Below are 22671 nucleotides of genomic sequence, written 5' to 3'. Positions count from 1 at the left end.
TCAACGAAAACGACCTTTAAGCGGCCGGCGAAAAATAAAAAAGGCGCAGCCGCGTCTTGTTAAAAGCGGGCTGCGCCGTTACGGCGTATATAAAGCCGATCATTCGTAAAGCGGGTATTTCTCACAGAGCTTTGTGATCTCCCCGCGTATGTAGTCTTTCTTTGCGTCGAAGTCGGTGGCCGCAAGCCATATGCACTTTGCGATCACCTTCATATCGTCGGGGCCGAGGCCGCGCGAGGTGGCCGCAGGCGTTCCTATGCGGATGCCGCTCGTTACGAACGGGCTTAAAGGCTCGCCGGGGATCGTATTCTTGTTTACGGTGATATAAACTTCGTCAAGGCGCTTTTCAAGGTCCTTGCCCGTAACGCCTACTTTTCGGAGGTCAAGAAGCATAAGGTGATTGTCGGTGCCGCCCGAAACGAGGTCGAAGCCTTCTGCCATAAGCGCATCGGCAAGCGTTTTTGCGTTTTCTACTATGCGCTTCTGATATTCCTTGAATTCGGGCTTTAACGCTTCGCCGAAAGCAGCGGCCTTTGCAGCGATAACGTGCATGAGCGGACCGCCCTGCGTGCCGGGGAATATAGCCTTGTCCACTGCCTTTTTATATTCTTCGCGGCAAAGGATAAGTCCGCCTCTGGGACCGCGCAGCGTTTTATGCGTAGTAGTCGTTACGATGTCGGCGTAGGGTATCGGGCTTTCATGAAGACCTGCCGCAACAAGACCGGCGATGTGGGCCATATCTACAACAAGATATGCGCCTACCGATTTTGCTATTTCACTCATGCGCTTGAAATCTATCGCGCGCGGATATGCGCTTGCGCCGGCGATTATCATTTTGGGCTTGTTCTCTTCGGCTATATCGGCAAGCTTGTCGTAATCTATTCTGTGGGTAACGGGATCAACGCCGTAGGCTACGATATTGAAATAAGACCCCGACATGTTTACCGGGCTGCCGTGCGTAAGGTGTCCGCCCTCGGAAAGGTTCATACCGAGCACGGTGTCGCCGGGCTTAACAAGGGCAAAATATGCCGCCATATTTGCATTTGCTCCGGAGTGGGGCTGTACGTTTGCATGCTCTGCGCCGAAAAGCTCCTTTGCGCGGTCTATCGCGAGCTGCTCCACAACGTCAACGCATTCGCATCCCCCGTAGTAGCGTTTGCCGGGATAACCCTCGGCATATTTGTTCGTAAGCACGGTGCCCATAGCCGCCATAACGGCTTTCGAAACAAAATTTTCAGAGGCGATAAGCTCTATATTGCGTCTTTGACGCATAAGTTCAGCTTCCATCGCGGCGCCAAGTGCGGGGTCGCAGTTTTTAACAAAATCGATGTTTTCTTTCATGTTTTCCTCCGGTTTTCACTTTATTTGCAATTCTTCGGCTAATGATATATTATTAAAGATAATTATAGTCTTTTTTTATTATATATAAGCGCCTCTCAAAATTCAACCGTAAACGGCGCCTTTAAAAGATTTTTGTAAAAAGATAATAAAAGAGTGGTAAAAATGACAGATAAGTTAAAGGATAAAGCAAAACATGTCGTAGAAGAACTTAAGCGCGAATATCCCGATGCGCTCTGTTCGCTCGAATCGACGAACCCCGTCGAGCTGCTTATCGCCACGCGCCTTTCGGCGCAATGTACGGACGCGCGGGTAAATATTGTGACGCGTGAGCTTTTTGCACGCTACAGGACTTTGAAGGATTATGCCGAAGCCGACCTTTCGGAGCTTGAGGGTATAGTGCGTCCCTGCGGATTTTATAAGGTAAAGGCGCAGAACATACGCGATATGTGCCGTATGCTCATCAATGATTTCGGCGGGCGCGTACCCGATAATATGGACGACCTTTTAAAGCTGCCGGGCGTTGGCAGAAAGACGGCCAATCTCATCTTGGGCGACGTATATAAAAAGCCCGCAATAGTTGCGGACACTCATGCGATACGCATATCGAATCTTTTGGGGCTTTGTACCTCAAAGGATCCCGTAAAGGTGGAGATGCAGCTTAAAGAGTCGGTAGAGCCGTCGGAGCAGTCCGACCTGTGCCATCGTTTCGTGCTGCACGGACGTGCCGTTTGTGTTGCAAGGCGGCCGAAATGCGATATATGCGCGCTCGCGCCGTATTGTGATTTTGTAAATAAGGGGTAAGTCGCCTTGCAGGCGTGGCGACTTCGTACTCCTCGCGGATTCGCCGCGCGCATGCATAATATACGCATACAGCGCATAAATATGCGGATGCTGCGCATAGACGATGCATTTCGCACAAACGCCCGCAGCCGAAAATCGTTCTTTTACTCAAAAGTTACAAGATAAAAAATTTTACAAAAAACTGCTTGAATATTTATACATCAAGGTCTATAATATTAAATATCAAATACAAACTTACTCCCGACCAAAAATTTTCCGCCTTGGAAGGGGTTTTTGCAGGGCCGCGCGGCGGGGCGGCCACGGAGGACAAAATGAGCGAACAGAAATTCAAAAAAGTAGTACTTGCTTATTCGGGCGGTCTTGACACTTCAATAATTATTCCGTGGCTTAAAGAGAACTACGGCTGCGAAGTTATAGCCGTTGCCGGCAACGTAGGCCAGGACAAGGAGCTTTCCGGTCTCAAGGAGCGTGCCTTAAAGACGGGCGCGTCGAAAATATATATAGAAGATCTGACCGACGAATTCGTTGACGAATACATAATCCCCACGATGCAGGCCGGCGCAATATACGAGAACACCTACCTTCTGGGCACCTCGTTCGCGCGTCCGCCCATCGCAAAGCGCATAGTTGAAATAGCAAAGAAAGAAGGCGCCGACGCGATATGCCACGGCTGCACCGGCAAGGGCAACGATCAGGTGCGCTTTGAGCTTACGATAAAGGCTTTCGCTCCCGAAATGCCGATAATCGCTCCCTGGCGCATATGGGATCTAAAGAGCCGCGACGAAGAGATAGACTACGCCATCGCAAAGAACGTGCCGATAACCTTGACGCGTGAGACGAACTACTCGAAGGATATGAACCTCTGGCATCTCTCGCACGAGGGCTTAGACCTTGAGGATCCCGCAAACGAGCCGAACTACGACAAGATACTCGAACTTTCCGTTACCCCTGAAAAGGCTCCCGACACGCCGACCTACGTTACGATAGACTTTGAAAAGGGCGTGCCCGTTGCCATTGACGGCGAGAAGATGAAGGCGTCCGAGATAATAAGAAAGCTCAACAAGCTCGGCGGCGCGAACGGCATCGGCATAATCGATATCGTTGAGAACCGCCTCGTCGGCATGAAGTCGCGCGGCGTTTACGAGACCCCCGGCGGAACGATACTTTACCGCGCTCACGAGCAGCTTGAAATGATATGCATAGACAAGGACACGATGCACACGAAGCAGATGCTCGCGCAGAAGTTTGCAGAGCTCGTTTACGACGGCAAGTGGTTCACTCCGCTTCGCGAGGCTTTGAGCGCGTTTGTTACAGAAACGCAGAAGAACGTGAACGGCACCGTAAAGATGAAGCTTTACAAGGGCAACGTGATCCCCGCCGGCGTTACCTCGCCCACCTCGCTCTATGATGAGGAAGTGGCTACCTTCGGCGCAGACGACATCTACAACCAGGCCGACAGCGCAGGCTTTATCAACCTGTTCGGTCTTCCGATAAAGATAAAGGCCATGCTCGATCAGAAGCGCGGTCAGTAAGATCTGTTTTGGAAAAAAACTCGAATATAAGTAAGAGGCGGCGCGTTCGCCTCTTATCCTATATAGAAGAAAACTTAAAAATATAGGAGAAAGCTTATGAAAATGTGGGCGGGACGCTTTCAAAAGGAGATCGACAGCGACGTAAACGACTTCAATTCGTCGATATCCTTCGACAAGCGTCTGTATAAACAGGATATAACGGGCTCTTTGGCGCACGCGGCAATGCTCGCGCGTCAGGGCATAATCACGAAGGAAGACGCCGAAGCGATAAGCGCGGGGCTTAAAGAGATAATGGCCGAAATAGAGGCCGACGACTCCATACTTTCCGCCGACGCAGAGGATATCCACATGAATGTGGAGGCCCTGCTTACGGCAAAAATAGGGCCCGCGGGCAAAAAGCTCCATACGGCGCGGAGCCGAAACGATCAGGTGGCGCTCGACGTGCGTATGTACGCGCGCGAGGAATGTGAAAGTATACGCGCGCAGCTTCTGTCGCTGCTTTCAACGCTTGTAAAGCTTTCGCGTGAGCATACCCTGACCGTCATGCCGGGATATACGCACCTTCAGCGCGCGCAGCCGATAACGTTCGCGCACCACCTTATGGCTTACGCGCAGATGTTCTCTCGCGACATAACGAGGCTCAACGACGCGTACGCCCGTATGGACGAAATGCCTCTGGGAAGCGGCGCGCTTGCGACCTCGACATTCCCCATAGACCGCGAAAGCGTTGCAGAAAAGCTCGGCTTTTCCGACATAACGAAAAATTCGCTCGACGGCGTAAGTGACCGCGATTATCTTTTGGAGCTTACGTCGGCTCTGTCCATCGTAATGATGCATCTGTCGCGCTTTTCCGAGGAGATAATACTTTGGTGCTCGTCGGAGTTCTCGTTCATCGAGCTTGACGACGCTTATTCTACGGGCTCGTCGATAATGCCGCAGAAGAAAAATCCCGATATAGCGGAGCTCGTGCGCGGCAAGACGGGACGCGTTTACGGTTCGCTTATCACGCTGCTGACGATGATGAAAGGACTGCCGCTTGCGTACAACAAGGATATGCAGGAGGACAAGGAGGCGTTCTTCGACGCGGTCGACACCGTGAAGATGTGCCTTCGCGTATTCACGCCGATGCTTGAAACGATGCGCGTAAAGCAAGACAATATGCGCCGCGCGGCGTCGGGCGGCTTTACTAACGCTACCGACTGCGCCGACTATCTTGCTAAGAAGGGGCTTCCCTTCCGCGACGCGTATAAGGTGGTGGGGCAGCTCGTCCACGTCTGCATCGAGCGCGGCATAGGCCTTTCGGAGCTCAGCTTAGATGAATTAAAGCAGTACAGCCCGCTGTTTTCCGACGACGTTTACGGCGCTATATCGCTCGAAGCCTGCGTAAACGAGCGCAAGGTCATGGGCGGCCCCGCGCCGGAGTCGGTTCAGAGGCAGATAGATATAATTTCGGCATTTTTGGAAAAACAAACGAGAGGTGACGTAAAATGATAAAAGCAGGTATAATAGGCGCAACGGGTTACGCGGGCGTGGAGCTTCTTCGGCTCCTTTTGTGCCATCCCGACGTGGAAGTGGCGGCAATAAGCTCGGTAAGCTTCGAGGGAAAGCCCATATCGGATATATATCCCTCGCTTTATGAGATAGACGACATGACGCTAGGAAATCAGGAGGACGTTATAAAGAAGTGCGACGTCGTGTTCGCTTCGCTCCCGCACGGTCTTTCCGAGGAGATGGGCAGAAAGTGCTTCGACGCAGGCAAGGTGTTCATCGATCTGGGCGCCGATTTCAGACTTGACAGCGCCGACGAATATACGAAGTGGTACGGCAAGGAATACAACGTGCCCGACATACATAAGGAAGCCGTTTACGGCCTTTGTGAGATATTCCGCGACGAGATAAAGAAGCATAAGCTCGTGGGCAACCCCGGCTGCTATCCGACGAGCGCGGCGCTCGCGCTTGCTCCCGCGTTAAAGGGCGGCTTTATCGAGACGAAGGGCATAATCGTCGATTCGAAGTCCGGCACGACCGGCGCGGGCCGCGGCCTTTCGCAGAATCTCCACTACGCGGACTGCAACGAAAGCTTCGCTCCCTACAAGGTTGCTAATCACCGCCACACGCCCGAAATAGAGCAGACGCTCTCGAAGATAGCGGGCGAAAGCGTAAAGATCACCTTCGTGCCGCACCTTCTGCCGATAAACCGCGGCATCGTATCGACCGTTTACGCCGATATAAAGAAGGGCAGCCTCGACGAGATATATAAGTATTACGCCGACTTTTATAAAGACGAGCGCTTCGTGCGCGTGTTGCCGCTCGGCAAGATAACGAACTTGAAGGAAGTGCGCATGTCGAACTACTGCGACATCTCGCTCTTCTGCGACAAAGAGGCGGGCAAGCTCATCGTCGTTTCCGCTATAGACAATATGGTAAAGGGCGCTGCCGGCCAGGCGATACAGAACATGAACATAATCTGCGGCTTCGACGAGGCGGCGGGCCTAGGCATGATACCGCCCGCGTTTTAATAAAAAGCGCGGACAAATGGTTTTACTGACGGCCGGGTTACGAAAAAAGCCGAAAAAGGGGGAGTCCTCATGAAGACAATAACGGGCGGCGTCTGCGCCGCAAAGGGATTTCGTGCCGCGGGGATGCACTGCGGAATAAGAAAAGACAAGTCGCGCTTTGACCTTGCGCTCATCGCGGCCGACAGAGAATGTACGGCGGCGGCGCTCTATACTACGAACAAAGTCAAAAGCGCGCCCATATATGTGACGAAGGACAATCTTTCCGACGGAAAGGCCAGAGCCGTCGTCGCAAATTCGGGCAACGCGAACGCCTGCGTGACGGGCGGAGAGGACGCGGCGCGCCGCATGTGCGCCGCTGCCGCAAAGGCGCTGGGGATAAGCGCCTCCGACGTTATCGTTGCTTCGACGGGCGTTATCGGACAGCCCTTGAAGGTCGAGTTCGTCGAATCGGGAATGCCCGTGCTCGCGTCGCGCCTTACGGCCGACGAAAAGGGCGCGTCGGACGCGGCCGCCGCGATAATGACGACGGACACGTTCAAAAAGGAAGCGGCCGTTGAATTCGAGCTTTCGGGCAAGACGGCGCGCATAGGCGGCATGGCGAAGGGCTCCGGAATGATAAGCCCCAAAATGGCGACGATGCTCTGCTTTTTAACGACGGACGCAGCCATATCGTCCGAGATGCTCGAAGCGGCGCTTCGCGGCGTGACCGACCGCACGTTCAACTGCGTTAGTGTCGACGGCGACACGAGCACTAACGATACCGTGGCGATAATGGCGAGCGGCATGGCCGAAAACGCAAAGATCACGGCGCCGGGCGCCGATTTCGACGCGTTCAAAGAGGCGCTTTTGTCAGTCTGCACCGTACTTTGCAAAAACATGGCGAAGGACGGCGAGGGCGCGACTAAGCTCATAGAATGCGAAATTTCAAACGCTCCCGACGAGCTTACGGCGCGCGCGCTTGCAAAATCGGTCATCAATTCGTCGCTCGTAAAGACAGCCTTTTTCGGAGCGGACGCGAACTGGGGCAGAATACTCTGCGCGCTGGGCTACGCCGATGCGCCGCTTAAGGTGGAGCGCGTAAAGATCGAGCTTTCGTCCCCGAAGGGGACCATTCTCGTATGCGAGAACGGACAGGGCGTCGATTTTTCCGAGGAAAAGGCTAAGGAAATACTTTTAGAGAACGAGATAAAGGTGCTCGTGGACCTTTCGGACGGAGAGGCGAAGGGCTCGGCTTTCGGCTGCGACTTAAGCTACGAGTACGTCAGGATAAACGGCGATTACAGAACGTGATTTGTTGATTTGGAGGTAATAATTATGTCGGATATGTCTTTGGAGCGTTCCAACACGCTCGTTCAGGCGATACCTTATATACAGCAGTTTAGGGGCAAGACCATCGTAGTCAAATACGGCGGCAACGCAATGGTGAGCGAACAGCTCAAATACGACGTTATAAGCGATATCGTGCTTCTGTCGCTAGTAGGCATTCATATCGTGCTCGTGCACGGCGGCGGCCCCGAGATAAATCAGATGCTCAGCCGCGTGGGCAAGGAGAGCAAGTTCATAAACGGTCTTCGCTATACGGACGCGGAGACTATGGATATAGTGAAGATGGTGCTCTGCGGCAAGGTCAACAAGGAGCTCGTAAGTTTAATAGAGCAGCGCGGCGGCAAGGCAATGGGCCTTTCGGGACTTGACGGCAATATGCTCAGGGCAAAGCGGCTCTCGAAGGACGGCGTTGACTACGGCTTCGTGGGCGATATTACAAAGGTCGACCCCGACGTTATAATCACGGCGCGCGACGGCGGCTACGTTCCGATAATCGCCACGATAGCGGCGGGCGTGGACGACGGCAGCGCCTACAACATAAACGCGGACACGGCGGCGGCGGAGATAGCCATTGCGCTGGGCGCGGAAAAGCTGATACTTCTTACCGATATAAAGGGACTTTTGCGCGACAAGGACGACGAAAGCACGCTTATTCCCGTAGTGCGCGCACACGAGGTAGACGCGCTGAAGGCCGAGGGCATAATCTCCGGCGGAATGATACCGAAGATAGACTGCTGCGTGAACGCCATGAAGGGCGGCGTAAATCGCACGCATATCATAGACGGACGCGAGCGCCATTCCATACTTGTGGAGCTTTTGTCCGACGAGGGCATCGGAACGATGTTCATAAACGAATAGGATAAAAAACAGGATGTGAGTTGAAATGAGCTTTAACGATATTAAAAAAATTGCAGACAATTCCCTTATGAATACTTACGGCCGCTTTCCCTTATGCGCGGCGTCGGGTAAGGGCGCGCGCCTTTTCGACACCGACGGGCGCGAATATATCGACTTTGCGAGCGGCATCGGCGTAAATTCTTTGGGATTTTGCGACGACGAATGGGCCGACGCCGTGTCAGCGCAGGCGCACAGGCTCAACCACGTGTCGAACCTTTATTACAGCGATGTAAACGTAGAGCTTGCCGAAACGCTTACGCGACTTACGGGCTTTTCGCGCGTGTTCTTTGCGAACGGCGGCGGCGAGACTAACGAGGGCGCAATAAAGCTTGCGAGAAAATACAGCTTCGACAAGTACGGAGCAGGCAGACATACGATAATCACGCTAAAGAATTCGTTCCACGGACGCACCGTGACAACGCTTGCCGCAACGGGACAGGACGTTTTCCACAACTTCTTCTTCCCGTTCACCGAGGGCTTTAAATATACGCCCGCGAACGACATAGAGGCGCTTCGCGCTGCCGTTGACAAGACGGTATGCGCGATAATGATAGAGGTAGTTCAGGGCGAGGGCGGAGTAAATCCGCTGAAGCCCGAATTCGTAAGCGAAGTATTCAAGATCGCGCGTAAGAACGATATTCTCGTCATAGCCGACGAGGTGCAGACAGGTGTCGCGCGCACGGGCAAGCTTCTCGCAAGCGAATATCTGCCCGAAAAGCCCGACGTCGTAACGCTTGCAAAGGGTCTCGGCGGCGGTCTTCCGATAGGCGCAATGCTCTGCGGCGAGCATCTTAAGGACGTTTTGGGCCCCGGCACTCACGCTACCACGTTCGGCGGAAATCCGATAGTCAGCGCGGGCGCGCTCGTCGTGCTTTCGCGCGTGTCTAAGCCGGAATTCTTAAGCGAAGTATTGAAAAAGGGCGATTATATAAGAGAGAAGATAGCGGATTTGGGCGACGCTCATCTCACCGAAACGCGCGGCCTCGGCCTTATGATAGGCGTAAAGGTGGAGGGCATGGCGCATAAGGAGCTCTGCGCGAAGCTTATCGACGCGGGGCTGCTTGCACTCACCGCGGGAAGCGATACGTTAAGACTTCTGCCGCCGCTTACGATATCCTACGAGGATATCGACGCGGGATTTGAAATAATAAAGAAGGTACTTTCGCAGATAAAATAACGGGAGGAACGCACGATGAAACATTTATTAAAGCTTTTAGACCTGTCAAAGGATGAGATATTCGAGATACTCGAGCTTGCCGACGAGCTTAAAAAGAAGCAGAAAGCGGGCGTGGAGCATCATTATCTTAAAGGCAAGAGCCTCGGCATGATATTTCAGAAGTCCTCTACGCGCACGAGAGTCTCGTTTGAGGTGGGTATGTATCAGTTGGGCGGCCAGGCGCTCTTTCTGTCAAAGAACGACCTTCAGATAGGACGCGGCGAGCCCGTGCAGGACACGGCGCGCACGCTTTCGAGATTTTTGGACGGCATTATGATACGCACTTACGGCCAGGACGAGGTGGAAAATCTTGCGAAGTACGGCTCTATCCCGATAATCAACGGACTTACCGACTTTGCTCATCCGTGCCAGGTATTGGCCGACCTTCAGACGATACGCGAGCATAAGGGCGGTTTTGACGGACGCAAGCTTACGTTCATCGGCGACGGCGCGAACAACATGGCGAATTCGCTTATCGTGGGCTGCCTCAAGGCGGGCATGGACGTTGCCATTGCAACTCCCGACGCGTATCAGCCCGACAAGAGCGTGCTTGATTTTGCAAAGAGCTATGGAAACAAGCTTCTTGTGACGAGCGATATCGCGAAGGCGGCGAAGGACGCCGACGTATTATACACCGACGTATGGGCGAGCATGGGCATGGAGGCCGAGGTCGAGGAGCGCAACCGCGCGTTTAAGGTGTTCCAGATAAACGCCGAGGTCATGAAGTATGCGAAGCCCGACGCTATGGTGCAGCACTGCCTGCCCGCAAAGCGCGGCCAGGAGATAACCGACGAAGTAATCGAGGCGCACGCGGGCGAGATATTCGACGAAGCGGAGAATCGTCTCCATGCCCAGAAGGCCGTTATGGTTAAGCTGATGGCGTAAAAGCTATTTTGAAAGGCGCCGAAGGGAGGTATCGCCGTTATGAACAGACGCGACAAAACGAATTATTATCTCGATATCGCGCAGACCGTAGCTTCGCGCGGCACGTGCCTCAGACGCAACTACGGCGCGATAATAGTTAAGCACGACCAGATAATCTCGACGGGCTACACCGGCGCGCCGAGAGGACGCGAAAACTGCTGCGATCTCGGCTTCTGCCTCCGCGAGAAGATGAACATACCGCGCGGCGAACGATACGAGATGTGCCGCAGCGTACACGCCGAGGCGAACGCGATAATCGCCGCCGCGCGCGATCTCATGATAGGCGCGACGATGTACGTAGTGGGGTTTTACGCGCAGACGGGCGAGCTTGTAAGCGACGCGAACTCCTGCCAGATGTGCAAGCGCATGATAATAAACGCGGGCATAGAAACGATAGTATTCAGACGCGGTGAAAACGAATACGAGGAGATAAACGTGTCCGATTGGATAAAGAACGACGACTCCTTAAACGAGAAGTTTGGATATTAGGGATTATGTAGACAGGCGAAGCGCGACTGCTTCGCCTGTGTTTTTTTGTTTTTGCGGTTTCGCTTTGAGGGTTCTTTTCATCTGATAGGCGCAAACGCGCCGAAGGATCTTACGTACAGTTTTAACGCAAGGCATGTGCATAAGATCTCGTATTGCCTTTATAAATATGCAACTTATTTTTTAAAGGGCATGACAAAAGGATATCTTTTTATTATAATATAAAAAGCAGCGGCAAAAATTTCCGAATACTCTTTGCCATAGGAGAATATAATGCTGACCTTTCAAACTCTTTTTTCCGGAAGTACGGGAAACTCTTCATTCATAACAGACGGACGCACGCGTATACTTGTAGATGCGGGCGTAAGCTGCAAGCGAATAACAGAGGCGCTTCGCTCGCTGGGAGAGGACCCCGCCGATATAGACGCGCTTCTTATTACGCATGAGCACAACGATCATATAAAGGGCGTAGACGTTTTGTGCCGAAAATATAATATACCGCTTTTTGTAAACGAAAGCACGCTGTATTCAATGCCCATATCGGACAGAGTATCGGGCGGCGCGCACATCATAGCCGAAAATACTGCCTTTACGTTGGGCGATATTGAAATTACGCCCTTTCGCACTCCTCACGATGCGGCCGATCCGCTTGGGTTTGTGTTTCGCGACGAAAAAACGCTTAAAAAGCTTGGCTATGCCTCAGACCTCGGACATATAAGCCGCACTGTATCAAATGCGCTTTCGGGATGCGATGCACTCTACATAGAATCCAACCATGACATAGACATGCTCTTTTCGGGACATTATCCCGAAAGTCTTAAACGCAGGGTGGCGGGTAAACGCGGTCATCTTTCAAACGACGACTGCGCCGCCTTTTTGGCGCACAGTGTCCGGATGGGTACGACATGGGCCATGCTAGGCCATCTTTCGCGTGAAAACAACATGCCGTCGCTGGCATACGGCACAGGAAAGACAGCGTTAAAAGAAAACGGTATAAATGACGGCGAGGACGTGCGTCTTTTCGTTTCGCCCGCCGCATTTATAAGCGAGGCGATAACGGTTTGATGCACATAAATATTATTGCATTGGGAAGAATGAGTGAAAAATTCTACTCCGATGCGATGCGGGAATATGAAAAACGTCTCTCGGCTTATTGCAAAATAAATATAGTGGAGCTTCCGGAAGCGCGCGTGTCAGACGAAAGCTCGCAGGCTGCAATTCGAGCCGCTCTTCTTTCGGAGGCAAAGCAGATAGAGAAGCATATATCAAAAGGATATAACGTTGCAATGTGCATTGAAGGCGGCGAGCTTACCAGCGAAGTCTTTGCCGAAAGAATAGCCGTGCTTATGACAGGCGGCTCCTCGCGCATAAATTTTATTATAGGCTCGTCGCACGGGCTTTATGAAGACATAAAAAAAAGAAGCGATCTTCGCCTCTCCGTATCGAAAATGACGCTGCCTCATCAGCTCTGCCGTGTTGTACTGCTTGAGCAGATATACCGCGCGTTTAAAATAAACGCGCATGAAAGCTATCATAAATAGGAGCGTTTGAATTAAAGCGCCGCAGTAAAAAGGCGTCTTTGGGTTTTCCGTTTGCCTGCGCGGCGATAGAAAGAAGCAATAAAACGACCGCTTTTTTCGTCTCTGTCTTGAAAGCTCGGAGAGGCAAATGATAAGGAGCTCAAGCTCCAAACGCCCCTATATGTTTTCTTAATATGTTCAGCCTTAAAAAGTATTGCCGTAAGCGTTAAGCTTACTATATAATATAAACAATAATAAAAATATACAAAAGTATGCTCCGAAAAGGACGTCAAACAATCAGGAGGTTTTCTATGGAAAAAATAAGAATAGGCATTTTAGGCTACGGCAACATCGGCCGCGGAGTTGAACTCGCCGTAAGGCAGCACAAGGACACGGAGCTTTCCGTTGTATTTACAAGACGCGATCCGAAGACGCTCTCGCTTCTCACAGAAGGCGTGCCGGTCGCATCGACGGATGATGCTGCATCATATAAAGATAAAGTGGACGTACTCATACTCTGCGGCGGATCGGCGACCGATCTTCCGAAGCAGGGTCCCGTTTACGCGCGTCTTTTCAACACGATAGACAGTTTTGACACTCATGCAAGAATACCCGAATATTTTGCCTCTGTAGACGCAGCTGCCAAGGAAACGGGACACACCTCGATAATCAGCGTAGGATGGGATCCGGGGCTTTTCTCATTAAACCGAGTATATGCTCAGGCCGTGCTGCCCGAAGGCAAGGACTACACGTTCTGGGGCAAGGGCATAAGCCAGGGCCATTCCGACGCGATACGCCGCGTTGAAGGCGTACTCGACGCAAAGCAGTATACTATACCTGTAGAGTCTGCGCTTGAAGCCGTAAAGAGCGGCGAAAATCCCGAGCTAACAACACGCCAGAAACATTTGCGCGAATGCTTCGTCGTATTAAAGGAAGGCGCCGACGCGGCGCGCGTTGAAGCCGAAATAAAGAATATGCCGAACTATTTCTCCGATTACGACACTACGGTGCATTTTATCTCGCTGGAGGAGTTGAAGCGCGACCACAGCGCAATGCCCCACGGCGGTTTCGTAATACGCAGCGGACGCACAGGCGAAAACTTACAAACAAAGCATATAATCGAATATTCCTTAAAGCTCGACTCAAACCCCGAATTTACATCGAGCGTACTTGTAGCATATGCGCGCGCGGCTTACAGACTTGCTAAGAAGGGAGACTTCGGCGCAAAGAGCGTACTTGATATCCCGCCGGCTCTTATTTCCCCGCTCGACGGTGAAACTCTGCGTGCAAAAATGCTTTAACAGATCATAAAGCAAAGTAATGTTCATTTTAAAAAGGAGGAGATATGATGAAAAAGACATTGGCGATCATTCTTGCGCTGACCTTATTCTTGTGCGTGTTTACTGCCTGCCGCAAAACAGATAACGGCGATACAGATACAAAAAAAGGCGGCGTCGAGCAATATGTTGCAATGGCTGTGTCGGAGCACGTTGACTCCGATGACTTAACGCTCAACATAGAAATACCCAACCTCCTCCCCGATACAGAGGCGGCTAAGAGCATAAATGACGAGATCAATATGCTTTTCTACGGCGACGATATACAAACGGCGATAAACGGCGGCTTTTCGGGCATAGAGATATACATAACGCCGAAAACGGCGCTTTATGATACCATTGTGTCGATACGCATAGATGAATCGTTCGTTCCGATGTACGGCACTGACGGCTCGGTATATATCGTAAACTACGATACGGCAACCGACTCGCGCATTGAGCTTGACCAAATGTTTACGATGTTCGGATATACGTATTGGGGCGCTATGGACGCTGCGAATATATTGGCCGCCGAGACATACGGCGCAGAGTTTGTCGACTCCGTTGAAGCGCAGGGCCTTTTTGTAAACGAAGACGGTTCATGCGAGCTTATATGCTATGTTATGGCAAGACCGAACGGCGTCGACACCTGGCAGTATGTTTTGAGCGTGCCGCTGCCCAAAAATGAATGAATCATTTGAAAAACTTGCAATATTTAGGTAGAAAACAGTCATTTGCACGTTAAAAATAAAATAATACGAAATTTTTAAAAAAAATGTTGCGTTAAGCAATAAAATGGAATATAATAATTTGTGGTATTTTTTTAAAATTAAATATTAGGAGGAAACAATACATATGAGCTTTAAAAATGAATATGTAAAATCGGTTTACGAGAACGTAGCCGCAAAGAATGCGCATCAGAAAGAATATCTTCAGGCCGTAAGAGAGGTGCTTGAATCCTTAGAGCCCGTTATCGAAAAGCGTCCTGATTTCGTAAAGGCAGGCATACTTGAGCAGATAGTTGAGCCTGAGCGCACAATTTCCTTCCGTGTGACCTGGATGGACGATGCAGGCAAGATCCATGTAAACAAGGGTTACAGAGTTCAGTTCAACAGTGCGATAGGTCCCTACAAGGGCGGCCTCAGACTTCATCCTTCCGTAAACGAAGGCGTTATAAAGTTTTTGGGCTTTGAGCAGATATTTAAGAACAGCCTGACCTCGCTTCCGATGGGCGGCGGCAAGGGCGGCAGCGACTTCGACCCCAAGGGCAAGAGCGACGCCGAGGTAATGCGCTTCTGCCAGGCGTTCATGACCGAGCTTCAGAAATACATCGGCGCTGACACAGACGTTCCCGCGGGCGATATCGGCGTAGGCGCAAGAGAGATAGGTTATATGTTCGGCCAGTATAAGAAGCTTCGCGATGAGTTCGTAGGCGTGCTTACCGGTAAGGGCCTCTCCTTCGGCGGCTCGCTTGCAAGAACGCAGGCAACGGGCTATGGCCTTTGCTATTTCACCGACGAGATGTTAAAGGCTGCAGGCAAGTCCTTCAAGGGCGCGACCGTAGTAGTATCGGGCTCCGGCAACGTTGCTATCTACGCAGTTGAAAAGGCAACTCAGCTCGGCGCAAAGGTCATCGCAATGAGCGACTCGAACGGCTACATAGTTGACGAGGACGGCATAGATCTTGATCTTATAAAGCAGATCAAGGAAGTTGAGAGAAAGAGAATAAAGGAATATGCTGCAGTTAAAAAGAACGCCAAATACGTTGAAGGCTGCAAGGGTATCTGGACTGTTAAGTGCGATATAGCTCTCCCCTGCGCAACGCAGAACGAGCTTGACGAGGAAGGCGCAAAGGCACTCGTTGCTAACGGCGTATACGCCGTAGCAGAGGGCGCTAATATGCCGTCCACTCCCGAGGCTGTTGAGTGCTTCCAGAAGAACGGTATACTCTTCGGTCCCGCAAAGGCTGCAAACGCAGGCGGCGTTGCAACTAGCGGCCTTGAGATGAGCCAGAACTCGCTGAGACTCAGCTGGACATTTGAAGAGGTAGACGAGAGACTCCACGGTATTATGGTAAATATATACAAGAATGCTGCCGCTGCCGCTAAGGAATACGGCATGGAAGGCAATCTTGTTGCAGGCGCAAATATCGCCGGCTTCTTAAAGGTAGCCGAAGCAATGAAGGCGCAGGGCATCTAAGCTCTTAAAAACAGAATAACAAAAAAGGAAGCCCGAAGGCTTCCTTTTTGTTATATAAAGAATACTTAACTTGCCTTTTCTTTAGATAGAAATACCCCCGGGCAGTTTTTTATTTATTGTCCTGCTTGGGGGTATATATCGCTTTTTGTATGAGGTATTCTTCCTGCCGTCTTATCTTAACTACATTGCTCTGAAAGCGTTTTATTTAAAGCTCTATTCTTAAAGAGCCTTTTCATAAGGCGGCGCCGTGGGCACTATTATCTTTTTAATATCTGCGCCAAGCGAACGGAATTTTGCCACAACGTCTTCATATCCACGCTCAATGTGAGAAATATCCTCTATCTCCGTGGTGCCGGTAGCGCAGAGTCCCGCTATGATCATAGCCGCGCCCGCGCGCAGATCGCACGCTTTAACCTTTGCGCCCATAAACCTGCCCACGCCGTCTATAACGGCAACTCGGCCGTCGACTTTGATGCGCGCACCCATGCGCTTAAGCTCGTCCGTATAGCGGAATCTGTTGTCCCATACGCTTTCGCTGATAACGCTCGAGCCTTCATCTGCAAGACATAGCAGCACGGCTGCCTGCGGATTCATATCGGTGGGAAAGCCCGGATACGGCAGCGTTTTTATATTTACCTTGGATATGGGCTTAGTGCGCGTAACGAAAACGGCCTCGTCGTATTCCTCCACCTCAACGCCCATCTCCATAAGCTTCGCCGTGATAGACTCAAGATGCTTGGGGATAACATTTTTAATAAGAACGCTGCCCTTCGTTGCCGCGGCCGCCACCATGAACGTACCCGCCTCGATCTGGTCGGGTATTATCGTATAGTCGCCGCCGTGCATCGTCTTTACGCCTCTTATTTTTATACTGTCGGTGCCCGCGCCGGATATCTGCGCGCCCATAGAGTTCAAGAAATTTGCCAAATCTACGATATGCGGTTCTTTTGCGGCGTTCTCTATTATAGTAACGCCGTCTGCGCGCGTCGCAGCAAGCATTATATTTATAGTTGCGCCGACGGAAACCACATCGAGATAAACGGAAGCGCCCTTTAAATGCTGTGCCTTTGCACACATTATGCCGTATTTTACATCGATTTTTGCGCCCAGAGCCTCAAAGCCCTTGAGATGCTGGTCTATCGGACGCGGCCCCAAATCGCATCCGCCGGGCATAGATACGCTTGCCTCGGAAAAGCGCGAAAGCAGCGCGCCCATAAGGTAATACGAGCCGCGCATTTTTTTAACGAGATCGTAATCAACGACCGAAGGCTCAATACGAGAGGTATCTATTTCAACACAATTCTTATTTATCAGCTTAACGCCTGCGCCCATCTGCGCAAGAATTTTCAATATTATATCAACGTCGCTGATATTGGGAATGTTTTCTATACGACAAACTCCGGCAACTACGATAGTCGCGGGAATAATTGCAACGGCAGCATTTTTTGCTCCGCTTATGGTCACCTCACCCTTTAACGGGTTGCCCCCCTTAATTACGAGCTTGTCCACATCCCTCACCATCCTTTTATGTAGACATAACTAAGTATATTATACCATATTTTTTGCAGTTGTAAATGAATATCCGGCTTTCTTTACAAAAAGAATGTGTACGAATTGTAAACTTTTTCGGATATCACTTTATTCGCTCTCCTGTTTCGGCGTCAAAGTAGTAGTTGTATCCGTTTTCGTCTGTTATACAATATGCAGGTCTGAGACCCGAAGCGCTTATCTTTTTTTCGGCGATGTAGCAAAGCAAAAGCGATCGTATCTCTTTGCTTTTCGTGTCCTGTGCAAGGAATTTGAGCATTACGTCGAGCGGCTCGCTGTATCCGTTTTCGGCGGCCGGCAAAACAGGTGCATATATATACGTTCCCTCGGCCGAAAGGATATTTGAGCTTACTTTTACGCGAAGCTGCGCGCCTTCTACTGCGCGTTTGTCAATATATTGGCCGAATACGTATTCGCCGTGCTCATCGTCTTGTGAGATAAGCTCGTGCGACGACAGCTTGCCGTCAAGCATCGTAACAAAAGCCTCCGCCGCCGAAAGCGCGTCTGTATCTGCGGCGGCGATATTGCCGCACGTCACCGACATTCCGCCCGAAAGTATAACGTACGCGCCGTCGTCGTTTACGTACATACCGCTTTGATATTTAAGCTCGGACAGGCTCTGCCCCAAAATCGTCTCCGTCAGGCGCTTTTCCGTATCGGGCACGTTTACAAGAAGAAGCGGCGTCGTCTTTTCTTTATAAGACGGCACAAGCGAGCGCGAAACGTCCACGCCGCCGCGCTCCATAACTGCTATGGTCTTAGTAATAAGCTCGGGAGCAATGTGAACCTTCATGTAATATGTATATGATGTGTAAAGCAAGAGAATAATATTCGTGACAAGAAAAAGCACGACGAATATCGATTTTAAAGCGCGTCCGCTCATGCTCCGCCTCCCGTCTGTACACTGTATCCGGCTATATATTCCGTTTTGTCATTCGACTGCGAATAAAGGAACTTTATAGATGAAATGTTCTCATAACCGTGAAGCTCTATCGTATAGAACAGAAGATCGCGCGGTATCGCTTCGGCGCGCACCGTTTCTTCGCGTATCACATCGGATATGAGCTTTGCATATACTATCTCGCCGCGGTCGTTTATATCTATCACAGCGCCGTAGCCTTTTGGAGCGCCGTTTTTATAAAGCGCGACTCCGCCGAAAAAGTAATCAAAGTAGATGCGGACAGTGTTTGTCTGCATATTTTTTTCCATTCCGGCATATGTGGCCGAGGATACGTTGTCGGAAAGCGCCGATGAATATATTGATGAGATCAGCGCCGCCGCCGTACTTATTATCTGGCTTTGGTCCAAAACGGCCGCTTCGGACGCACCCGCGGGAGTAAAGCCGCGATCGGCGCTAAGGGCCTTGTATTCAAAAAAGCCGTCGTATGTAAAACTCAGCGTCGCATAGTCGGAAATATATGAAAGCTCGTCGGCATTTTCATACCAGCGTCCTGACGAGCTGTTGAAGCCGAAAGGCTTTAACAGCTTTTCCGCCTTTCTTATTTTCTCCTGTCCCTCTTCGACCGGCGAAATGTAAGGATATGAGGAGAGCTTGGGGGCGTTTACGACTTCATTGGACAAAACGCAGTAGGGCGGCAGCTCAAACGAAAGCTCGTCGCTTAACTCGTAGCCGAACGAGCAGGGCACAAAGGAGCTTTTGTCGCTTTGCAGCGCGGCATACATCGCCGATACGCGCCCGTCGGCGGGCATTGACGCGCCTATGCCTTCATTTGTGTCCTTTAAGAAGAAGTATACGAAGATGCGGTCGCCTCTCTGTGCGATGACGGCGCAGTCGAAGCTGTCATAGTTTAAAAAGCGGTCCGAAATGAGGCCGAGATACTTGGAGTAAAGAGAAAAGTCAAGCTTATATCCATATGAGAAGCAGACACAGTTAAATGAGAGCGCCTCGCGTATTTCGTTTTCATATACGAAATTTACCACGCAGTCGTCGGACGACATGACTACGCCTATAAGACTTGACGCCGTGCCGTTTATGCTCTGGCGGAGTCCCGAGTCGAACGGCGGCATGATGCGTGAGCCGGCGTCTGTGCAGAACACAATATCCTGAGGATAGATAAGAGAGCTCTCTATCATCGTGTTTTCGGGCACGCTTTCGCGCGCGTCGAGAAAAACACCGTATTTAAGGCCGTTTTCCAGACGCGTTATAAAGCGAGGAAGCGCCGCCTCCTTCGAGAGCATACCCGTGTCGAAGGCCCACACTCTTATGGTCAGTACAGCTGCGCTTATTATAAGTATTACAAGCAATACGTTTAAAAAGATATCTGTCTTTTTCACGTGTTCTTCCTTTTATAAAGTTATATTATATACGCTCTTTGCGCAATAGGCGCTCAGTGTATTACGGGCGCGCTGAGTTTGCACGGGAGAGTGAGCGTGACCTTTGTGCCGCGGTCAAGTTCGCTTTCTATGTTTATCGTGCCGCCGTGAGCCAAGACTATCTCGCGCGCGATGGCAAGACCGAGACCTGTGCCGCCGCGTTCGCGCGAGCGCGCCTTATCTACGCGGTAAAAGCGCTCAAAAAGACGAGGAAGGTCCTTTTGGGGTATGCCTATACCGTTGTCCTCCACGGTTATTTTAAGTACGTCGTCATTGCGCGAGGCAACTATTTCGATATGTCCGCCGTCGGGCGTGTATTTCATAGCGTTTGATAAGATGTTTACTATTACCTGCTCTATGCGCTCTTTATCGCCCGTCATGGTGCCGAGTTCATTCTCTATATTAAGCGTGACTTCATGCGAATGCCTCTTTGCGTCCATGAGTACGGCTTCATATGTTCCGCGAAGCGTAAGCTCGGGATAAAAACGAGAGAACTTCCAGTCCATTCTGTTGTTGTCAAGGCGCGATACTACCAAAAGGTCTTTTACGATGCGCGTCATCCTGTCGGCCTCGTTTACTACGATGCCCAAAAACTTATGACGAAGCTCCGGCGGTATGTCGTCGCTTTCAAGTACTGTTTCCGTGTAGCTTTTTATATTCGTAAGCGGCGTGCGAAGCTCATGAGAGACGTTGGCGATAAACTCGCGCCGCGAGGTATCGAGCTTTTGCTGCTGGGTCACGTCGTGGATTATTGCGAGTATGCCGCCGTACTGGTTGTCCGGGTCGAAGCGGGCGAAGATTATCTCAAGGAATTTTTCATTTAATTCAAAGTCGTATATAAGCGTTTTTCCTCGCTCAAGCGCGAGCACCTCGTCGAAAGTAACGCCAGTGTCTGTTTTTGAGAAAAGCGTCTCAAAAGTAACTTCTTCACCGTCGTCCACTTTGAACATATCGCGGCAGACCTTGTTTATATGCAAAAGACCGCCGTCGGGATCAAAGGCCACTATGCCGTCGGTCATATATAAAAAGAGGGTCTCGAGCTTGTTCTTCTCCTGATTTATCTCTTCCATTGTGTCGTTTATAACGCCTGCCATCGAGTTGAAGGCCTCGGTAAGTACGCCTATCTCGTCCGTCGAGGTCACGTTCAGGCGGTAGCCGAAATCGCCGTCGGAGAGCTTCTTTGCACCGCGCGTTATATTGCCTATCGGTGCGGCTATCGTGCGCGCCAGCGGGAAGCTAAGTCCCACGGCGATAATAAGGCCGAGCATCATTGCCTGCACGATAACGGCGAAGATCATCCACATGACTTCCTGTACCTGTTGCTTTGTGTCCTTTACATATATGATATATTTGACAGCGCCGTCGTCTGAAAAAATGGGTACGGCATAGTCCATATATTCGGATACGGTAGAAACGCTTTGACCGACGTCGCCCGACAGCGCCGTTATTATATTGGGAGTACGCGAAAGCTGCATGCCCTCGTCAGGGTTGGTGCCCTCAAGGAACTCGGCGTTCTGACCGTCGAGGATATAATAATTGCGGTAGGCTGTGACGCCTATCTGAGCGGAATATGCCGAAAGCAGATTGTTGAGCGCGACGTAGGCATTTTCGCCCTGCGCCTGGCGCGACAGCGTCTCCCTCGTTTCATCGGTGAATACGACGTTCATTTTTGTAGTAAAGTCGCGTATATAAAACGAAGTAGTGCCATGAAGTATGAAGGTGCCCACGACCATCATTATGCAGACGATGAGAAGTATGAGCACAAAGGTCATACGCATCTGAAGGCTTTTGAACATACTGATCTTCCTAAATAATAAAAGTCTTATTAAAAATCAAAATAGTATCCCGCGCCGCGCTTTGTAATAATATAGCGCGGCTGTTTGTCGTTGTCTTCAATTTTTTCTCTGAGACGGCGTATCATTACGTCAACTGTTCGTCCGTCGTCGGCAGAGGCGGCGTATTCGTAGCCCCAGACCTCCTTTAAAAGCTCCTCGCGGGAGTAGACCTTTTTAGGCTGAGACGAGAGGAACTTTAAAAGCTCAAATTCGCGCAAGGTGAGGTTTACTACCTCGCCGCGCTTTTTTACTTCAAAATTGTCGCGGTCGATAATAAGATCTCCGAAAACGGTGCGGCTCTGAAGCGACGTCTTGTCCGAAAGGCTCTGGCGGCGCAGATTGGCCTTTACTCGCGCGATAAGCTCCTTTATAGAAAAGGGTTTTGTTATATAGTCGTCGGCGCCGAGTTCAAGCCCCGTCACCTTGTCGGACTCTTCCTCGCGCGCAGTAAGCATTATAACGGGAGTCGCGCTTTGTTCTCTTAAGCGGCGGCATACTTCAAAGCCGTCCATGCCGGGAAGCATAACGTCTAAAAGTATCAGATCGAAACCGCCGCCCAAGGCTTTTTTAAGGCCATCGGGGCCGTTGTATGCCGCGTCCGTTTCAAAGCCTTCTTTTTTCAGATTGAAGTCAAGTATATCGACAATATATGATTCGTCCTCGACAATGAGTATTTTATATGCCATTCGGACACCTCCAGTGAGCTGTTCATCTGTAGTATTTTATTTTAGCATGAAGTGAGCGCGCAGGTCAAGCAGGGGGGATGCGCGCCTCCCCCGCAAGACGCGGCGCGTATTTTAGAACTGCGTTCTAAAAACGCCTTTTCAAGTTATCTTCTCTTGCTTTCAAAGCAAGAAAGAATCCCCGCCGGTTCATA

Annotated in this window: 20 protein-coding genes; 14 read left to right on the top strand and 6 right to left on the bottom strand. The window is 50.9% G+C overall.

Going from position 1 to position 22671, the window contains the following annotated elements; translation table 11 throughout:
• Nucleotides 1-99: 99 nt before the first annotated feature.
• On the bottom strand, nt 100-1341 hold the full coding sequence (locus IJG50_03830) for a serine hydroxymethyltransferase (GenBank protein MBQ3378978.1): 1242 nt from the start codon (nt 1339-1341) through the stop codon (nt 100-102).
• Nucleotides 1342-1503: 162 nt separating this feature from the next.
• Between IJG50_03830 and nth the strand changes: the two genes are divergently transcribed.
• The 14 genes from nth (at nt 1504) to gdhA (ending at nt 16077) form a co-directional block, all read left to right on the top strand.
• Nucleotides 1504-2142 carry an endonuclease III gene (nth, locus tag IJG50_03825; protein ID MBQ3378977.1) on the top strand — a complete coding sequence of 213 codons (639 nt, stop codon included), beginning with the start codon at nt 1504-1506 and terminating at the stop codon, nt 2140-2142.
• Nucleotides 2143-2453: 311 nt separating this feature from the next.
• Nucleotides 2454-3674, top strand: coding sequence for an argininosuccinate synthase (locus tag IJG50_03820; GenBank protein ID MBQ3378976.1), 1221 nt, complete (start codon nt 2454-2456; stop codon nt 3672-3674).
• Nucleotides 3675-3770: 96 nt separating this feature from the next.
• Nucleotides 3771-5165, top strand: coding sequence for an argininosuccinate lyase (argH, locus tag IJG50_03815; protein ID MBQ3378975.1), 1395 nt, complete (start codon nt 3771-3773; stop codon nt 5163-5165).
• The gene (locus IJG50_03810) at nt 5162-6193 is read left to right on the top strand and encodes an N-acetyl-gamma-glutamyl-phosphate reductase (GenBank protein MBQ3378974.1); all 1032 of its coding nucleotides are present in this window, start codon (nt 5162-5164) and stop codon (nt 6191-6193) included. The genes argH and IJG50_03810 overlap by 4 nt, the downstream gene beginning before the upstream one ends.
• Before the next feature lie 69 nt (nt 6194-6262).
• Entirely contained in the window at nt 6263-7483 is a 1221-nt protein-coding gene (gene argJ, locus IJG50_03805) for a bifunctional ornithine acetyltransferase/N-acetylglutamate synthase (GenBank protein MBQ3378973.1), read from the top strand.
• 24 nt (nt 7484-7507) lie between these two features.
• Nucleotides 7508-8377 (top strand): acetylglutamate kinase, encoded by an 870-nt coding sequence (argB, locus tag IJG50_03800; GenBank protein ID MBQ3378972.1) that lies wholly within the window; start codon nt 7508-7510, stop codon nt 8375-8377.
• 25 nt (nt 8378-8402) lie between these two features.
• Nucleotides 8403-9593 carry an aspartate aminotransferase family protein gene (locus IJG50_03795; GenBank protein ID MBQ3378971.1) on the top strand — a complete coding sequence of 397 codons (1191 nt, stop codon included), beginning with the start codon at nt 8403-8405 and terminating at the stop codon, nt 9591-9593.
• 15 nt (nt 9594-9608) lie between these two features.
• Complete coding sequence (gene argF / locus IJG50_03790; GenBank protein MBQ3378970.1) at nt 9609-10517, top strand: ornithine carbamoyltransferase; 909 nt, start codon at nt 9609-9611, stop codon at nt 10515-10517.
• A 39-nt stretch (nt 10518-10556) separates the two neighbouring features.
• Complete coding sequence (locus tag IJG50_03785) at nt 10557-11045, top strand: cytidine deaminase (GenBank protein ID MBQ3378969.1); 489 nt, start codon at nt 10557-10559, stop codon at nt 11043-11045.
• 270 nt (nt 11046-11315) lie between these two features.
• Nucleotides 11316-12107: an MBL fold metallo-hydrolase gene (locus IJG50_03780; GenBank protein MBQ3378968.1), complete on the top strand. Its 792-nt coding sequence runs from the start codon at nt 11316-11318 to the stop codon at nt 12105-12107.
• The gene (gene rlmH / locus IJG50_03775) at nt 12104-12583 is read left to right on the top strand and encodes a 23S rRNA (pseudouridine(1915)-N(3))-methyltransferase RlmH (protein MBQ3378967.1); all 480 of its coding nucleotides are present in this window, start codon (nt 12104-12106) and stop codon (nt 12581-12583) included. Before IJG50_03780 ends, rlmH begins: the two co-directional genes overlap by 4 nt.
• A gap of 290 nt (nt 12584-12873) precedes the next feature.
• Nucleotides 12874-13863 (top strand): diaminopimelate dehydrogenase, encoded by a 990-nt coding sequence (locus IJG50_03770; protein MBQ3378966.1) that lies wholly within the window; start codon nt 12874-12876, stop codon nt 13861-13863.
• A gap of 47 nt (nt 13864-13910) precedes the next feature.
• Nucleotides 13911-14570: a hypothetical protein gene (locus IJG50_03765; protein MBQ3378965.1), complete on the top strand. Its 660-nt coding sequence runs from the start codon at nt 13911-13913 to the stop codon at nt 14568-14570.
• Nucleotides 14571-14733: 163 nt separating this feature from the next.
• The gene (gene gdhA, locus IJG50_03760) at nt 14734-16077 is read left to right on the top strand and encodes an NADP-specific glutamate dehydrogenase (GenBank protein ID MBQ3378964.1); all 1344 of its coding nucleotides are present in this window, start codon (nt 14734-14736) and stop codon (nt 16075-16077) included.
• A 219-nt stretch (nt 16078-16296) separates the two neighbouring features.
• Here the strand turns inward: gdhA and IJG50_03755 are convergent, their stop codons facing one another.
• The 5 genes from IJG50_03755 to IJG50_03735 all read right to left on the bottom strand — a co-directional run bounded on the left by IJG50_03755 (nt 16297) and on the right by IJG50_03735 (nt 22480).
• Nucleotides 16297-17586, bottom strand: a complete 1290-nt coding sequence (locus tag IJG50_03755) for a UDP-N-acetylglucosamine 1-carboxyvinyltransferase (protein ID MBQ3378963.1) — start codon at nt 17584-17586, stop codon at nt 16297-16299.
• A gap of 124 nt (nt 17587-17710) precedes the next feature.
• A complete protein-coding gene (locus IJG50_03750) occupies nt 17711-18508 on the bottom strand; it encodes a hypothetical protein (GenBank protein ID MBQ3378962.1) in 798 nt (265 codons plus the stop codon).
• Nucleotides 18505-19920: a hypothetical protein gene (locus tag IJG50_03745; GenBank protein ID MBQ3378961.1), complete on the bottom strand. Its 1416-nt coding sequence runs from the start codon at nt 19918-19920 to the stop codon at nt 18505-18507. The genes IJG50_03750 and IJG50_03745 overlap by 4 nt, the downstream gene beginning before the upstream one ends.
• 53 nt (nt 19921-19973) lie before the next feature.
• Nucleotides 19974-21755 (bottom strand): HAMP domain-containing protein, encoded by a 1782-nt coding sequence (locus IJG50_03740; protein MBQ3378960.1) that lies wholly within the window; start codon nt 21753-21755, stop codon nt 19974-19976.
• A 29-nt stretch (nt 21756-21784) separates the two neighbouring features.
• Nucleotides 21785-22480: a response regulator transcription factor gene (locus IJG50_03735; GenBank protein ID MBQ3378959.1), complete on the bottom strand. Its 696-nt coding sequence runs from the start codon at nt 22478-22480 to the stop codon at nt 21785-21787.
• Between the last annotated feature and the right edge of the window lie 191 nt (nt 22481-22671).

It is taken from the genome of Clostridia bacterium, assembly GCA_017405765.1.
In the GTDB taxonomy this organism is placed as follows: Bacteria; Bacillota; Clostridia; order Oscillospirales; family RGIG577; genus RGIG577.
This window is presented reverse-complemented; position numbering and strand designations above follow the sequence as displayed.

Excerpts from the sequence above, each read along its gene's own strand:
- IJG50_03830 (MBQ3378978.1), bottom strand. The coding sequence starts at position 1,341 with ATGAAAGAAAACATCGATTTTGTTAAAAACTGCGACCCCGCACTTGGC.
- nth (MBQ3378977.1), top strand. The coding sequence starts at position 1,504 with ATGACAGATAAGTTAAAGGATAAAGCAAAACATGTCGTAGAAGAACTT.
- IJG50_03820 (MBQ3378976.1), top strand. The coding sequence starts at position 2,454 with ATGAGCGAACAGAAATTCAAAAAAGTAGTACTTGCTTATTCGGGCGGT.
- argH (MBQ3378975.1), top strand. The coding sequence starts at position 3,771 with ATGAAAATGTGGGCGGGACGCTTTCAAAAGGAGATCGACAGCGACGTA.
- IJG50_03810 (MBQ3378974.1), top strand. The coding sequence starts at position 5,162 with ATGATAAAAGCAGGTATAATAGGCGCAACGGGTTACGCGGGCGTGGAG.
- argJ (MBQ3378973.1), top strand. The coding sequence starts at position 6,263 with ATGAAGACAATAACGGGCGGCGTCTGCGCCGCAAAGGGATTTCGTGCC.
- argB (MBQ3378972.1), top strand. The coding sequence starts at position 7,508 with ATGTCGGATATGTCTTTGGAGCGTTCCAACACGCTCGTTCAGGCGATA.
- IJG50_03795 (MBQ3378971.1), top strand. The coding sequence starts at position 8,403 with ATGAGCTTTAACGATATTAAAAAAATTGCAGACAATTCCCTTATGAAT.
- argF (MBQ3378970.1), top strand. The coding sequence starts at position 9,609 with ATGAAACATTTATTAAAGCTTTTAGACCTGTCAAAGGATGAGATATTC.
- IJG50_03785 (MBQ3378969.1), top strand. The coding sequence starts at position 10,557 with ATGAACAGACGCGACAAAACGAATTATTATCTCGATATCGCGCAGACC.
- IJG50_03780 (MBQ3378968.1), top strand. The coding sequence starts at position 11,316 with ATGCTGACCTTTCAAACTCTTTTTTCCGGAAGTACGGGAAACTCTTCA.
- IJG50_03770 (MBQ3378966.1), top strand. The coding sequence starts at position 12,874 with ATGGAAAAAATAAGAATAGGCATTTTAGGCTACGGCAACATCGGCCGC.
- IJG50_03765 (MBQ3378965.1), top strand. The coding sequence starts at position 13,911 with ATGAAAAAGACATTGGCGATCATTCTTGCGCTGACCTTATTCTTGTGC.
- gdhA (MBQ3378964.1), top strand. The coding sequence starts at position 14,734 with ATGAGCTTTAAAAATGAATATGTAAAATCGGTTTACGAGAACGTAGCC.
- IJG50_03750 (MBQ3378962.1), bottom strand. The coding sequence starts at position 18,508 with ATGAGCGGACGCGCTTTAAAATCGATATTCGTCGTGCTTTTTCTTGTC.
- IJG50_03740 (MBQ3378960.1), bottom strand. The coding sequence starts at position 21,755 with ATGTTCAAAAGCCTTCAGATGCGTATGACCTTTGTGCTCATACTTCTC.
- IJG50_03735 (MBQ3378959.1), bottom strand. The coding sequence starts at position 22,480 with ATGGCATATAAAATACTCATTGTCGAGGACGAATCATATATTGTCGAT.